This window comes from Sphingomonas sp. NFR15, from assembly GCF_900103265.1.
Lineage (GTDB): Bacteria > Pseudomonadota > Alphaproteobacteria > Sphingomonadales > Sphingomonadaceae > Sphingomonas > Sphingomonas pollutisoli.
The window spans coordinates 152068-166994 of sequence record NZ_FMWX01000003.1; the positions used below are offsets into that span (position 1 = coordinate 152068).

The 14927-nt window shown below is 67.4% G+C and carries 11 protein-coding genes; 8 read left to right on the forward strand and 3 right to left on the reverse strand.

Annotated features, from left to right (window positions below; all coding sequences use genetic code 11):
• The first annotated feature begins 136 nt into the window (after positions 1 to 136).
• The 4 genes from tssK (at position 137) to BLS81_RS08835 (ending at position 7088) form a co-directional block, all read left to right on the forward strand.
• Positions 137 to 1480 carry a type VI secretion system baseplate subunit TssK gene (gene tssK, locus BLS81_RS08820; protein ID WP_093223175.1) on the forward strand — a complete coding sequence of 448 codons (1344 nt, stop codon included), beginning with the start codon at positions 137 to 139 and terminating at the stop codon, positions 1478 to 1480.
• The gene (gene icmH / locus BLS81_RS08825) at positions 1477 to 2817 is read left to right on the forward strand and encodes a type IVB secretion system protein IcmH/DotU (protein WP_256326147.1); all 1341 of its coding nucleotides are present in this window, start codon (positions 1477 to 1479) and stop codon (positions 2815 to 2817) included. The genes tssK and icmH overlap by 4 nt, the downstream gene beginning before the upstream one ends.
• 1 nt (position 2818) lies before the next feature.
• The gene (gene tssM / locus BLS81_RS08830) at positions 2819 to 6202 is read left to right on the forward strand and encodes a type VI secretion system membrane subunit TssM (RefSeq protein ID WP_093223177.1); all 3384 of its coding nucleotides are present in this window, start codon (positions 2819 to 2821) and stop codon (positions 6200 to 6202) included.
• A gap of 70 nt (positions 6203 to 6272) precedes the next feature.
• Entirely contained in the window at positions 6273 to 7088 is an 816-nt protein-coding gene (locus BLS81_RS08835) for a PP2C family protein-serine/threonine phosphatase (RefSeq protein WP_093223179.1), read from the forward strand.
• Here BLS81_RS08835 and tagH read toward each other — a convergent pair.
• The 3 genes from tagH to BLS81_RS08850 all read right to left on the reverse strand — a co-directional run bounded on the left by tagH (position 7009) and on the right by BLS81_RS08850 (position 10864).
• Positions 7009 to 8349 (reverse strand): type VI secretion system-associated FHA domain protein TagH, encoded by a 1341-nt coding sequence (gene tagH / locus BLS81_RS08840; protein ID WP_093223181.1) that lies wholly within the window; start codon positions 8347 to 8349, stop codon positions 7009 to 7011. The genes BLS81_RS08835 and tagH overlap by 80 nt on opposite strands.
• A complete protein-coding gene (locus tag BLS81_RS08845) occupies positions 8346 to 8846 on the reverse strand; it encodes a DUF6931 family protein (RefSeq protein ID WP_093223183.1) in 501 nt (166 codons plus the stop codon). The genes tagH and BLS81_RS08845 overlap by 4 nt, the downstream gene beginning before the upstream one ends.
• 80 nt (positions 8847 to 8926) lie before the next feature.
• A complete protein-coding gene (locus BLS81_RS08850; protein ID WP_093223184.1) occupies positions 8927 to 10864 on the reverse strand; it encodes a type VI secretion system Vgr family protein in 1938 nt (645 codons plus the stop codon).
• A gap of 125 nt (positions 10865 to 10989) precedes the next feature.
• Between BLS81_RS08850 and tssA the strand changes: the two genes are divergently transcribed.
• The 4 genes from tssA to BLS81_RS08870 all read left to right on the forward strand — a co-directional run bounded on the left by tssA (position 10990) and on the right by BLS81_RS08870 (position 14896).
• On the forward strand, positions 10990 to 11997 hold the full coding sequence (gene tssA / locus BLS81_RS08855; RefSeq protein WP_093223186.1) for a type VI secretion system protein TssA: 1008 nt from the start codon (positions 10990 to 10992) through the stop codon (positions 11995 to 11997).
• Positions 11998 to 12318: 321 nt separating this feature from the next.
• Positions 12319 to 12837: a type VI secretion system contractile sheath small subunit gene (gene tssB / locus BLS81_RS08860; protein WP_093223188.1), complete on the forward strand. Its 519-nt coding sequence runs from the start codon at positions 12319 to 12321 to the stop codon at positions 12835 to 12837.
• Between the two features lie 43 nt (positions 12838 to 12880).
• Positions 12881 to 14374, forward strand: a complete 1494-nt coding sequence (gene tssC, locus BLS81_RS08865) for a type VI secretion system contractile sheath large subunit (protein WP_093223189.1) — start codon at positions 12881 to 12883, stop codon at positions 14372 to 14374.
• Between the two features lie 36 nt (positions 14375 to 14410).
• Positions 14411 to 14896 carry an Hcp family type VI secretion system effector gene (locus BLS81_RS08870; protein WP_093223190.1) on the forward strand — a complete coding sequence of 162 codons (486 nt, stop codon included), beginning with the start codon at positions 14411 to 14413 and terminating at the stop codon, positions 14894 to 14896.
• The last annotated feature ends 31 nt before the right edge of the window (positions 14897 to 14927 follow it).

Genomic DNA, 14927 nt, shown 5'->3' on the forward strand with positions numbered 1-14927 from the left:
CCGCGGCGAACGTTACCGCTGTAGCGATCGAGCCAGGCGTTGACACGGACGCGAAACCGGACCCGCCTAGCCTGGTCCCTGCGCCTCGTTGAGCGAGGCGGACGGATAGCCGGACAGGATAATGGATGCTTGACGCATGACGGCGGAAGCACGCGTGGCGTGGCGCGAGGGACTGTTCCTCCGCCAGCAACATCTTCAGCAGCAGGACCGGCACACCGATCGGCTGATCGGGGCGCGTGTCGAGGCGGGGCAGTCGTTCGCCTGGGGGCTGACCGAGCTGAAGATCAACGCCGGCCTCGCCGCGCTCGGTACGTTCGCGGTCGAGCGGCTGGTCGGCGTGATGCCGGACGGCACGCCATTCGCCATACCCGACACGCTGCCACCACCGCCGCCGATCGAAGTGCCAGCCGACGCGCGCGATGCGGTGATCCATCTGACGCTGCCCGCCTATCAACCGGGCGCGGTGGAATTTCGCACGACGAGCGAGCCGGGCGCCGACGCCGCCCGCTTCCTTGTCGACGAAGTGGAGGTCGCCGATGCATTCGCGGAGGAGCGGACTCGCGAGGTCATCGAAATCGCCCGGCCGAACCTCCGCTTCGGGGTGACGCGCGAACAGACTTACGGCCGCGTGACGCTCGGCCTCGCCCGCGTGCGGGAGGTGACGACCGCCGGCGTCGCGTTCGATGATCGCTACATTCCGCCCGCGCTCGCGATCCGCTCGAGCGGACGGCTGACCGGCTGGCTGGCCGACATCATCGGGCGGATGGGCCAGCGCATTGACGAACTCGCGGTCCGGGCCGTGCAGAACACCGACGGCGGATCGGAGAGCTTCGCGACCTTCCTGCTCCTGCAGGCACTCAACCGCTACCAGCAGCAATTGCAGCATTTGCGCGCGTTGCCGGCCGTTCATCCCGAGCGCTTGTACGAGATGTTGCTCGGCGTGGCCGGCGACCTCGCCACGTTGACGCGTGAGGACCGGCGTCCCCCGGCCTTGCCAAGCTACGATCATGCCACGTTGCAGGCGGTATTCGAGCCGGTGGTGGAGGCGATCCAGGCGGCGCTGTCGGCGGTGTATGATCGTGCCGCGATCCAATTGCCGCTCCAGCGGGCGGGGCCGGGCGCCTATACGTCGCGCATCACCGATCCGGCCTTGTACCAGACGGGCTATTTCTACCTGGCGGTGAGCGCGCGCATGCCGCTCGACGATTTGCGCGCGCGGTTCCCCTCCGTCGCGAAGATCGGGACGGTGCAGAACATGCGGCAGATCGTCGATTCGGCGCTGAGCGGCGTTCCGCTACAGCACAGCCCGACCCCGCCGCCGCAGATCCGTGCGCTGCCGGGCTTCGTCTATTTCGAACTGGATCGCTCGGTCGCGGAGTGGGCGGACTTCGCCAAATCGCCCGCGCTGGGCCTCCACATCGCCGGCGACTGGCCCGAGCTTCGTCTCGAATTGTGGTGCGTCAAGAAGGTCGGGCGATGAGTGATCGACCGGAGCCGCCCGTCGGCGAACAGACCGTGTTTATTCCCGATCCCGGCAAGACGGAGCGGCGGGAGCCGAGCCGCCCGCTGGCGCGCCATGCGATGGTGATGGGCTATGACCGCGATTCCGACGATGTCCCCCGCCCGCCGGCCGGCGCGGCGGTGGGCAGTGTGATGATGATCGGGGCGACGCCGCTGCTCTCATTGATCGCGGGGGTACGCTCGGGCCGCGTCACCATCGACCTGCCCCGGCTGCATCAGCGCGCCACCGCCGCGGCGACGCGCTTCGACGAATGCCTCTCCGCCGGCAAGTATGATGCGGAGACGCGCCGCCGCGCCCGCTACGCTGTGTATGCCACAATCGACGATATCGCACAGAACCTGCCCGCCAGCGGCGGCCGCAGCGGCACCGAATGGGCGCGGCGCAGCATGGTGGTGCGCGCGTTCGGAGAGAATATCGGCGGGGACCGGTTCTGGGCGTTGCTCGACGACATGCTTTCGCGGCCGGCGCAGCATGCCGAATTGCTTGAACTGTACCATGCTTGTCTAGCGGTCGGGTTCGAGGGGCGGCACCGTGTCAGCCCCGATGGTCGCAACAAGCTGCGCGCGATTCTCAACAGCAGTTTCGCCGCCCTGCCGCAGTCGCGCGGGCAGTCGGACGTGGATCTCGTGCCGCATTGGCGGGGCAGCCCGAAGGCGCCACCCGGCTATGGCGCGTGGACGCCGCTGACGCTGGCCGCGTCGATCGCACTCGGGCTGGTGCTGCTGATGCTGCTCGCCTACCGCATCCTGCTGATCGAGACCGGACAGCCGGCGACGAACGCGGTGTTGGCGATCAATCCGGAGCGACCGCTGCGGCTGTCGCGCGCCGCGCCGCCGCCGCCCACCACCGCCGACGCGCAGCAGCAGCGCGTCGCGGGGTTCCTGCATGACGAGATTGCCCAGCGTCTCGTCACCGTGGAAGAGGATGCGAACAGTCTGCGCGTGCGCACCACGGTGGGCGCGTTGTTCCGCTCCGGGTCCGACGCGCTCGAACCCGGCCGCGCCGCCATCTTCGAGCGGATCGCGCATGCGCTGCAAAGCGAGCCCGGCCCGGTGCGGGTCGAGGGCCATGCCGACAGCGACCAGGTTCATAGCCTGACCTTCCCTGACAATATGGCGCTTTCGACGGCGCGCGCGGAGACGGTGGCGACGATCCTGCGCGCGGGGTTGCGCCAGCCCGACCGGGTCAGCGCGCAAGGGTTCGGTTCCAGCCGACCGCTAACCTCCAACGATACGGCCGCCGGCAAGGCGACGAACCGCCGCGTCGAAATCGTCATCCCCCGAAACGAGCAGTGACATGGACCGTCTGACCCGCAATTGGTGGGCCGTCGCCGGCACCGCCGCGTCGATCCTCGTGCTGATCTTCGCCGTCGGCCTGCCGACGCTCTTCCCGGTCTTGCGGGCGCCCTGGGTGCGCGCGCTGCTGGTGGGGATGGTCCTGATCGGCTTCGCCGGCGCGGCAGGCTGGCGGCTGTGGCGCGCACGTCGCGCGTCGCAGGCGATCGCGGGCGAGCTTACTCGCGACGACGGCACCCTCGATCCAAGCGAAAGCGAGGCGCGCGCGCTGACGGCCCGTATGCGTGACGCGATGACGCGGTTGAAGACTGCCGCCGCCGGGCAACGGGACTATCTCTACAGCCGCCCGTGGTACGCGATCATCGGCCCCTCCGGCACCGGCAAGACGACCGCGCTGCGCAACTCCGGCCTGCGCTTCCCCTGGTCGGAGGCCGCGCTGGGCGGCGCAGGCGTCACCCGCGATCTCGACTTCTGGTTCGCCGACGCGGCGGTCCTGATCGACACGGCCGGCCGCTACACCACGCAGAATGCCGGCGACGCCGCCGACGTCGCGGGCTGGGAGCAGTTCCTCAAGCTGCTGCGCCGCCACCGGCCGCGCCAGCCGATCAACGGCATCATCGTCGCGCTGTCGATCGAGACGCTGATGACCAGCGATCTCGCGAAGATCGACGCGCACGCCGCCGCGATCCGTCGCCGGCTTGCCGAGCTTCGGCGGATGCTGGGCATTTCGGTGCCGATCTACTTCCTGCTCACCAAAGCCGATCTGCTGTCCGGCTTCACCGAGTTCTTCGCCGATCTCGACGCGCAGGGCCGCCGCGCGGTGCTGGGGGATACGCTCGATCTCGACGCGCCGGTCGATCAGGCGGCGATCCTCGCGGCGTTCGACCGGGTGACGGCGGCGATGTGGGCGCGGTTGCCGCGCCGCTTGCACGACGAGGCGGACGTGCGCCGCCGCAGCCTTCTGCTGGGCTTCCCCGCGCAGCTTGCCGAGTTGCGCGGCCGCGTCGCCCGGCTGGCCGAGGGCGCGTTCATCGCCGAGCCGGTGCGGCCGCATATCCTGCGCGGTGTCTATCTGGCGAGCGGGGTGCAGCAAGGCGTTGCGCTGGATCGCGTGCTGAGCGCGATGGCGGAGGTGTATGACGAACCGCAGGCGCCGCCATCGGACCGTAGCGCGCGCGCCTTCTTCCTCAACCGCCTGCTGACCGACGTGATCTTCCCGGAGGCCGGGCTGGTGCGTTCGGACCCGGCCGCGCGGCGACGCGCGCGCCGCGCGTCCGCCGCGGGCTATTCCGGCGTCGGCATCGTCGGGCTGGTGGCGGTCGCTGCGCTGACCGGCTCCTTCGCGGCAAATCACGATTTCCAGGGCCGGCTGCTGACCAGCGCGCAGCAAGCGAGCGCGCAGGCGCAGAGCAGCGGGATCGATCTTCAGGAGGTGCGCGCAAGCGACCCCGATCTTGAGCAGGCACTGCCGCTGCTCGACCGGCTGCGCGCGCTGCCTCGCGGGTTCGACGCAGGCACCGGCGCGCCGCCATTGCGGATGCGGTTCGGCCTCTATCAGGCGGGTCTGGCCGATTCCGCGCGTGAGTCATATCAGCAGGCGTTGCAGCGCGTGATGCTGCCGCGCATCCTCCTGCGGCTCGAACAGGTGCTGCGATCGAACGTACAGAACCCGCAGCAATTGTACGAACCGCTCAAGACGTATCTGATGCTTGGCGGCTATGGTCCGCTCGATCGGCAGGGCGTCCGGGCCTGGGTCGTGCAGGACTGGCGCGACGTGTCGCTGGCCGGGCCGGACCGCGAAGACGTGCGGGCACGACTGGGACGGCATCTCGACGCGCTGCTCGCCGATCCCGACATCGGCCAGGTCTGGGCGGGAGGGCGCGCTCCGCTCGACGGCGCGCTGATCGCGTCGGCCCGTGCGGCGGTGCAGACGCTGTCGCTGTCGGATCGTGCCTACGCCGTGCTGCGCGAACGCGCGGCGGCGTCCAGTCGTCCCGACTGGCGCGCCGGCGATCTGCTCGCCACTGGCGATGCGCAGGCGTTCGAGGGAGGCGATGCGTTGCTTGGCGCGACGATCCCGTGGTTCTTCACGCGGGAGGGGTATTTGCGGGGCTATCAGCAGGGCATGGCGCGTGTTCAGGCCGAGCTCGACAGCGATCTGTGGGTATTGGGCCCTGATGCCGCCAAACAGTCGATCCGCGCGCAGGTGCCGGAGGTCCGCGCCGCGGTCGCTGAGGATTATGCGCGCGATTACATCGCCGCCTGGGACGGCATGCTGGCGATGGTGCGGCCGGCCGACTATTTCACCAATCGTGCGGCGCTGGGCGCATTCACCCGCGATCCGTCGCCGCTGAAGGTTCTGCTGCAGGAGGTCCGCCGCAACACCGCGCTCGCGGGCGGTGGCGCCGCCAACGTCGGGGATGCCGGCGGGATGATCCGCGACCATTTCCGCCAGCTTGGCGACTTTGCCGGCGCGGGCGGCACGTCAGCGCCGGTCGACGAACTGGTCAAAGCCGTGCGTCAGGCCGCCGCCGCCAGCGCCGCCGCGGGCACCGCAGGCGCCGCGCTGACCGGCGGCGCGGTGCAGGGGCAGCTTGCCACAGCGTTGGGCGAGCTTTCCACCGCCGGCGTCGTCGCGCCGCCGCAGTTGCAGACATTTGTCGGGGGTGCCGCGCGGACGGGACGGGGCGCCGCCGTCCACACCGCGCGCCTCACCGTCGATGCGCAATATGCCGGTGTCCTGGCGGATTGCCTGAAGACGACACGCGGCCATTATCCGTTCGACCGAAGCGCCGCGGCCGATCTCGCCGCCGCCGATCTGCAACGCCTGTTCGGCGCCGGCGGCGAGATCGACGTGATGGTGCGCGATCATCTCCAGCCGCTGCTCGATACCGGCCATTCGCCGTGGCGCTGGCGTAGCGGCGATCCGTTGGCCGGCGGCCTCAGCCCCGACAGCGCGGCCCAGTTCGAGCGGGCGGGCGTGATCCGCGACCTTGCGAGCGGTGGCGTCTCGCTTGGCGTCGCGTCCGCGGGCATGACGGGCGGCATAACCGCGGTGGAATTCTCGACGGGCGGCGCCACGCACCGTTTCGAGATCGGCGCGCACGAGCAGGCACCCGCGATCTGGACACCGACCAGCCTTCCCGCCGCACACGTCGCGCTGTTCGCCGGAAACCGCGAAGTGAAGCGGATCGAGATGCTCGGCCCTTGGGCGCTGTTCCGCCTGCTCGACGCCGCGCGCGTGCGCAATGCCGGTCCGTCGCGCCTGCGCGCCACCTTCGGAGAGGGCGCGCAGACCGCGTCGCTAGACATCAATCTGCCGTCCACGACCGATCCGTTCGGGCGCGGCGGCCCGTTCTCGTTCCGCTGTCCTGCCCGCTTGTGACGCCTGAGGGACCGATGACGTACGACCGTGCGGCGCTGCGCCGGGGCGGTGCTTCGAGCAAGAGGGTGCCATGCTGAGATACGAGCAGGGCGTCGCCAGCCACACCGGGTGTGTCCGCAAGGTCAATCAGGATGCCTGGCTGGCGCGGCCGGAACAGGGTTTGTGGCTGGTTGCCGACGGGATGGGCGGTCATGCACGCGGCGAATGGGCGTCGGCACAGATCGTGGCATCGGTCGCCGATGGCGTTGGCGCCGAGGATCTGCGCGAAGCCAGCGCCGAGCTGACCGCCGCGATCGAGCATGCCAACCAGCGGTTGCTGGCGGCCGCTCGGGCCGATGGCGCATCGATCGGCTCCACGGTCGGGGCGCTACTGGTCCGTGGCGGGCGCGGTGTCGTGCTCTGGGCGGGAGACAGTCGGGTCTATCGCTACCGCGCGGGATCGTTGACCCCGCTGACGCGCGACCATTCGCAGGTGGAGCAGCTTGTGGCGGCGGGCCTGATCTCGCAGGCGGAGGCGGCCGGGCATCCGATGGGCCACGTGCTGACCCGCGCGGTCGGCGTGCGCGACACGGTGATGCTCGATCGGGTCGAGATCGACGTGCTGCCGGACGACATCTTCCTGCTGTGCAGCGACGGGCTGACACGGCCTGTCGCCGATGTCGAGATCGCGCGCTGGCTCGGGCGCGAAACGCCCGAGCGCGCCGCGACCGCGTTGCTCGACCTGGTGTTGAGCCGCGGCGCACCGGATAACGTGACCCTGATCGTGCTTGGGTGCGACGCCGCCACGCAGGTGAAGGCGAAGCGGCTCAGCCGCGCGGCCGGTTCTTCAGGTCCGTCACATGCTGTTCGTAGGCGGTGCGGAACTCCTTGGCGAACACGTCCATGAACGCTTCGTCCGCGCCGCGGATCACCCCTTCGAACTCCTGCTCATAGGCGCGCCATAAGGCGGCGTCCCGCGCGCCGGAGGTCCAGCGCTGCCATAGCGTGCGCGTCTGCTGGCGGTCCCGGATCGCGGCCGGAGAGAAACGCGACAGTGTATCGCCGAGGGCGCCGCGCATCGCGGCGAGCGTCGCCATCTGGTGTGCCTGCAAATCCTGGAAAGCATCCTCGATCGCGCGGCCGGCGGGCATGAAGCCCGGTTGCGGCGGTTCGAGCAACTGCAGGAGCGCCCGCTCGGGCGAGCGGATGAACTTGAGCGGGTTGTTCCCGTCGAGTTCGAGGCTGGTGCCTTCCACGCCGAGTTGCGCCTTGGCGCGCGCGCGCGCCTCAACCATCAGCACCAGACCCGTCACCATCTGCCGCAAGATCGCGCCCGCCGTCGCCAGCAGCGCAGGCGGCGCGGAGCGCAGCGTTTCGGGCGATAACCCCGCCGCGTGTGCAAACGTCGTCCAGAGCTCGGATGTGGTCGCCGGCGCGGGAGGCGCCGCCTCGGCTCGCGGCTGTGGCGTCTCGGTCGGTTCGCTCGCCTCCGCCGCCGGATTCGCGATCGCCGGAGGACTCCAGGCGCCCATCACCGCCTCGACCGGACCAAACCCCCCGCGCGACCACGCAATGTCGTTATCGCGCGCAAGCTGGCCCCAGACATCCACGGCCGATGGGGGTGCCGCTTCGCGCGGCGCGCTCGCCCAGGGCGAAACGCCGAGCGCCGGTGCTGGCTCGATCCACGCATAATCCTGAAGAGGCGCGCCGCCGGGCTTTTTGGGCGCCGCTATTTCGGCCGTGCCCCATGCCGCGTCGGCGTCGGCGTCTTCGCTATGATCGGCATGTTCCCAATCGTCCCACCCGAGATCCGGTGCGGTGTCGGGCGCGGGCTGGGCCGCCTCGAGGTGCTCGCCCGGCAGGCTGGCAAGCAGCTCATAGCCGCCGATGGTGATGCGATCCCCGTCGCGGATCGGGTGCAAGGCTCCCAACCGTTCGCGCGAGCCGTTGAGGAACGTGCCGTTGGTGCTGCGGTCGGCGAGCAGATATGTGCCGTCGCGATAACTGATCTCGCAATGCCGCGAGGAGACATGGTTTTTGGGGTCGGGCAGCGACCAATCGGCATGGGCGGAACGCCCGATCACCGCGCCCCGACGGTCGAGATGCAGTTCCGCAGGTTCGCCGTTATCGAGCTTGCGCCGCCCCGGCACCGAGAGAATGAGCGTCATTGCGAGAGGTCCGTAGCTTGGGCCGCGATCGCGGCGCCCAGGTTGAGTGCGGCGTCGAGATGGCCGGCCGGTTCGTCGGTTTGGTAAACGGCAGTCAGTATGGCGCCCGCGACAAGCTTGCCGGTCGTTTGACGCGGCGTGGGGACGGGGCGCTCACCGACCGGGTAAACGGATCCGCCCGACATGAACGCCGCTGCGGCGCAAAGCCGGGCCGGCGTGACGTTTCTGATTTCGGTGCTGACCTCGGCCGCCAAACGTCGCAGCGCGTCGGAAGGTTCGCGTAGCCAATCCTCGACCGCCCGCATGGTGCGCGCTTCCGCCGAGCTGGTCAGCGGATAGCTCGTCACGACCCTGGCCGCCCATGCGACAGCTTCGTAGCGCGGCAACGCGAGCCCGAGGAATTGCGCGGCCTCGATATCGTGCCCGGCTGCGCGGAGCCCGGCGAAAAACCGGGGCGGCGAGACACCGTCCCCCGGCGCGCGCGGCCAGTCCAGCAACGCGGTAATCTGCCACGCCGCTGACCAAACAGTGTTCGGCCAATCCCCGTGCGGGGATGTCAGGGCCACCGACCGGTCCATCAGAGCGGTGGCCCGATGAGGGTGCCGGTGAACACGCCGTTGCTGCCGACGATCACGCCGCCCTGCGCGTCTATCACGATCGCTTCGCCGGTGAGCATCGTCATGATCTCGCCCCGGCTTCTGATCATCATCGCTTCCGCCGAGATGTTGATCGGCGTCAGATCGACTGCGCTCTTCCCGGATTTCAGGTGTATGCCGCTGTTGTCGATCACCAGCATGTTCATGCCGACCTGCAGCGTAATGCTCTGTTTTGCCTCGATTCGGGCTTGCCCCATCTCGACGTTCAGCCGGTAATCGCCGGTCTCGACGGTGGTGGCCTCGTCGCCGCGCACGGCGGTGGAGCGATTTCGGCCGATGCGGGTCTTACGGTCGCGACTGATGCGCGCTTCGTCATCAAGCAGCACTTCTGCGAGCCGGTTGCGTTGCGCGCGCAGGTAAATTTCCTCGGAGCCGCCCTTGTCCTCGAACCGCATTTCATTGAAGCCCGGTCCGCTCGGCGCGGATTCCGCGCCGGGATAGCTGCCGATCGCGCCGATGCTGTGCGAGCGATACAGTGAGCGGGTACGGTTCTGCGGCAACGGGTAAGCGTGTCGATGCTCCGAATTGTACACGCGGCCCGTGACGATCGGGCGATCGGGGTTGCCACCGAGAAAGTCGACAATCACCTCCTCATTGTTGCGGGGCAGCGTCACATGGCCGAACCCCGCACCGGCGGAGGGATGCGAGACGCGCAGCCAGCAGGATCGCGCCTTGTCCGGCGGCCCGCCGTCGCCCCAAAGAAACCGCACCCGGACACGCCCCATCGGGTCGGCGTGGCTGTCGTCGGCTCCGCCTACCATCACGATGGCGGTCTCGGGGCCCGCGAACGGCAGCGGCGTCACGATGGGCGCGCGAAACGCCGTGTCGGCGGTCACGGCCTCGATCTCCACGCGACGCGGCTCCTCCGAATTGCCGGTGCGATACGGTTCGGCCCACATGTCATAGGCGAGCGCTGTGATGACGAACGTCTGCCCGCGATCGAAGGCGTCATCCGAATCGAGCGTGAAGCGACCGCCGCAGGCAAGCCCGATCGCGTCGCCTTCGCCCGTATAGTAACGCTGGCGCGCCTGCGCCGCCTGCAGTTTCACCAGCGCCCAGTGGCTGCCCAGCGCCTCGTCGACGAAATCGCCGGTAAATTCGTGGATTTGTTGCCGATCGGCCTGCGTGCGTACGTCGCCTGCCATGCGGCCCGTTCGGGTGCGGGTGGTCTGGTAGTCGAAGCTTTGCAGCACCACTGCGGCCTCGCCACCGGTGGTCGCATGCTCTCGCCAGGCCCACAAGGCTTCGGCGAGTCCGCCGCGCCCGGAATAATCCGCTCGCAACTTCACCGTATCGCGGCCGGACGACGGCTGATGCGCGGCCGGGCTGTCGCACAATACCAGGATGTGTGCGCCCGCTTCATGGCGGAAGAAGAAATAGATGCCCTCGCGCTGAAGCAGCCGAAGCACGAAATTAAGGTCGCTCTCCCGGTATTGCGTGCAATACGGTATCGGGAGGTACCGGCCGCTCAGGCGGCTGTAATCGACGTATCGGCTATAATCCTCCAGCACCTCGCGCACGATATCGACGGCGGTGCGGTCCTCGAAGATGCGATAGGCGCGATTATGCCCGAGCAGGTGAAGCCATGGACGCAACGCGAGTTGATAATGGTACCCCTGATCCTCGCCGCCGATATAATGCGCTTCGACCAATACGCCGTGGAAGAATCGGACCGACGCCTCCAGTTCGAATACCTCGATCTTGACGGTTTTGCCGAGGCTGGGGAGCATGTCGACGCGCTCCTCGGTGACGATCTCCGCCTTGATCGTAAACAACTCGCCCATGCGCTCGTGAGCGGTGAAGCGGATCAGCTTTGTCGGCGCGCCCAGCTCCGCGGTGATCTCGGCCTGACGCTTCATGCGACGATCCCCGCCATGTTACAGATGTGACCATTCTGCCGATTGTCACGCATGTGGCCCGCGCATAGGCGAGCCGCGAACGCCGGGTCCGCCGTCGGGCCGCGCGCTGGCAAGGACGGTTCATCATGACGATCGACATCGAAGCGCTGCTCGTTCCGCTCGAGGACGAAGCCGGGACGGGGCCGGACCTCGCCTATGATCCGCAACGCCATGCCATTGAAGCGGCGTTCGACGCGCCGGTTTCCATCGACGCCTCGGGCATGGTCGAGGAGGCTGCCGCCGCCGATTGGCGCCCGATCGTCGCGGCCATTCAAGAGCAGGGCACGCGTACCAAGGACGTTTGGCTGGCGGTGTATCTCGCACGCGCCGGCGCGCGCGCGGGGCGCTTCGACTGGATGGAGGCGGGGCTCGACTATCTCGCCGGCCTGGTGGAACGATACTGGCCCAATGTGCATCCGCAACTCGAGGAATATGGGTTTCAGGGCCGCAAGGGCGCCTGCGACACGCTGGTCAATTTCCGTGCGTTCGTCGGCCCGCTGCAGGCCGCTCCGCTGTTCGCTCATCCCCGGCACGGCAGCTTCAGCGGCAACGACCTCCAGCGCTTCCACCGTGGCGGCGACGCCGAGGATGGCTATGGCGCGTTCCGTGCCGCGCTTGCCGACGGAGGCGAGGCCGAACTCCGCCTCGTCATGCCGCGCCTTGACGCGATGGAGGCGGCGGTTCGCCGCACCGATGCCGTGTTGGTCGCCGAAGCCGGAAATGAAAGCGGCACAAACTTCGCCGCGCTGTACGAAGCGCTTGGCGCCATCCGCACGGCTATCCACACTTTCGCGCCGCAAGCGCCCGTCGCCACGGACGACGGTGCGGTGGAGGGTGTTGCAGAGGCGGGCGGCGGAGGTGAGGGCACCGCCGGCGCCGCGATCACGGGCGTTCGCAACCGTGATGAGGTCCGGCGCGCGCTTGCGCTCATCACCGATTATTACCGGATTCACGAGCCATGCAGCCCGGTGCCGTTGCTGCTGACGCGCGCGCAGGCGTGGGTGGACTACAGCTTCCTCGATGTGCTCGGCGATATCGCGCCCGGCGCGGTTCCGGACGTGCGGATGCTGCTGGAACTTCGGGAGCGGTCGTGAGGCATGAGGCCGGCGCTGCGAGCGCGCGGCGCCGGACGCCTTGATGATGCGGGCGGGCAAACCCGTTCTCCTGTCGAACATGATGGCGACTTGAATACGTCGCGCGTGTATGGCTGCCCATTCGATTAGTGTTTCAACCGAAATGTTATGGTCACACCATGTAATATTCGCCTCGACACGGGTGCCGCTCCGGTATGTTGCAGCGGTAACCTGATCCCGTGTTGATGTAATCCTGCTGAAGCCAAGAGGATAGACTTTAGACGTCATCGGCTGGACGGCGCTTCTGTTCGTCGCTGGCGCTTCAAGTGGGACGAGGTCGTAATGGTATCGGCAAAAGGCGGGCAGCGCTTCATCAAGGAAAATCGGGCACCCCGGGTCCATATCGAATATGAGGTGGAAACCTACGGTTCGCGCCAGAAGATCGAGATTCCATTCGTCATGGGCGTGATGTCCGATCTTTCGGGCAAGTCGCTGATCGAGAAGAAGCCGCACGCCGATCGCGACTTCGTCGAGTTCGACATGGATAATTTCGAGGAGCGGATGGAGCGGATCGCCCCGCGCGTCGCCTTCGCGGTCGAGAACACGCTGACCGGCGACGGGCGTCTTGGCATCGACCTGACCTTTTCGTCGATGGAGGATTTCAACCCAGGCCAGATCGCCCGCAACGTGCCCGCGCTCGCCAAGCTGCTCGAGGCGCGTGAGCAGCTCAACGATCTCATGCTCTACATGGACGGCAAGGCTGGCGCACAGGATCTGCTCGACAGCGTCCTGCGCGATCCTGAGCTGATGCGTTCGCTCGCTGCCTCGCCCGCGCCGCAGCCGGCCCCCGAGGCCGAGTGAGCCGGCGCGGCGCCGCACCCGAATCTCCCAGAAGGACAGACTGATGGCCCAGGAAGCTTTCCAGCAGGACGCGGCGGCGACATTCGCCGCGCCTATCGAAACGAGCGATTTCGCGATGCTCCTCAACAAGGAGTTCAAGCCCAACACCGACGCCAAGCAGGCGCGTATCGAGCAGGCGGTGAAAACCCTGGCGCAGCAGGCGCTGGAAGACGCCAGCGTGATCGGCGAGGACGTGTATCTGACGGTCGATGCGCTCAAGTCGGCGATTGACCGCAAGCTCACCGAGCAGGTGAATGCGATCATCCACCACCCCGAGTTCCAGACGCTCGAGTCCGCGTGGCGGGGTGTCGCCTATCTCGTCAACAACACCTCTACCGGCAAGGATCTCAAGATCCGGGTGCTCAACATCTCCAAGGAGGAGACGCGGCGGCAGTTGCGGCAGCATCGCGACGCCGGATGGGACCAGAGCCCGCTGTTTAAGAAGCTTTACGAGGCGGAGTTCGGGCAGCTCGGCGGCCAGCCGTACGGCGCGATCGTCTGCGACTATTATTTCGATCACAGCGGCCCTGATCTCGAGATCATGAAGGGCCTCGCCAAGATCGGCGCGGCCGCCCACGCGCCGTTCATCGCCGCGGCCGATCCGCATCTGATCGGCATGGATAGCTGGCGGCAGCTCTCCAACCCGCGTGATATCGCCAAGCAGTTCGACGCGACCGACTATATGGCATGGCGTGCGTTCCGCGCCTCGAACGACAGTCGCTACATGGCGCTGACGCTGCCGCGCTTCCTCGGCCGTCCGCTGTACGGCGCGGAGACCGATCCCGTGCCCGACTTCGCTTTCGAGGAGGAGGTGAACGGCGAACACGACAAATACCTGTGGCTCAATGCGTCTTATGCGCTGGCCGTGCGGATCACGGACGCGTTCAAGACCTATGGCTGGTGCACCCGCATTCGCGGCGTGGAATCGGGCGGCACGGTGGAGGATCTGCCCACCGCATTGTTCCCGACCGACGAGGGTGGCCTCGACGCCAAGTGCCCGACGGAGATCGCCATTTCGGACCGGCGCGAGGCGGAGCTCTCCAAGGCCGGACTGATGGCGCTGGTTCACCGCAAGAACACCGATCAGGCGACCTTCATCGGCGCGCAGACGCTGCATGAACCCAAAGCCTATGAGGATGCCGACGCGACCGCGAGCGCCAACCTGTCGGCGCGCCTCCCCTACATCTTCGCGAGCTGCCGCTTCGCGCATTATCTCAAGTGCATGGTGCGCGACTGGGTCGGCGGTACGCGTGAGGCGCCGCAACTCAGCCGTGACCTCCAGAGCTGGATCATGCAATATGTCGATCTTCAGCCAGAGCATTCGGATGAAAAAACCAAGGCGAGGAAGCCGCTGAAGCAAGCTTCCGTCGAAGTCATCCCGGATCCCGAAAACCCCGGATACTATCGTGGCTTGTTCCGCATGGTGCCGCACTACCAGCTCGAGGGCATGGACGTCAGCCTCAGCATGGTTTCGCGCCTACCTAAAGGCAACAAATAACACCTTAACCTACACCTTTTCACACGGAGCAAGATTATGGCCGTAGAAATCTTTCTGAAGCTTGATGGTTGCAATGGCGAGGCGATCGCGTCCGGACACGAGAACGAAATCGACGTCATCGGATGGCACTGGGGCGTCAACAACCAGGGCTCGGCGCATATGGGCGGCGGCGCCGGCACCGGCAAAGCCAGCTTTCACGACCTCACCGTAACCAAATATGTCGATCTGGCGACGACAACGATTCTGTCGAACTGTTCGAAGGGCAAGCATTTCAGCACCGCCACCCTGACCGCGCGCAAGGTCGGCGGGGACAAGCCTCTGGAATATCTCACCATCACCATGACGGAAGTGTTCATCAGCGGCGTTCAGCACGGCGGCAGCCTCGGCGACGAACGGACCACGGAAAACGTCACGCTCAACTTCGAGAAGGTGAAGGTCGAGTACAAGCCGCAGACGGCGACCGGCGGCGGTGGCGGCGACACGCCGTTCAACTGGGACATCCGCAAGAACGAAGCGGCCTGACCCGTTTTGCGCCGCGTCGGCTCCGGCCGGC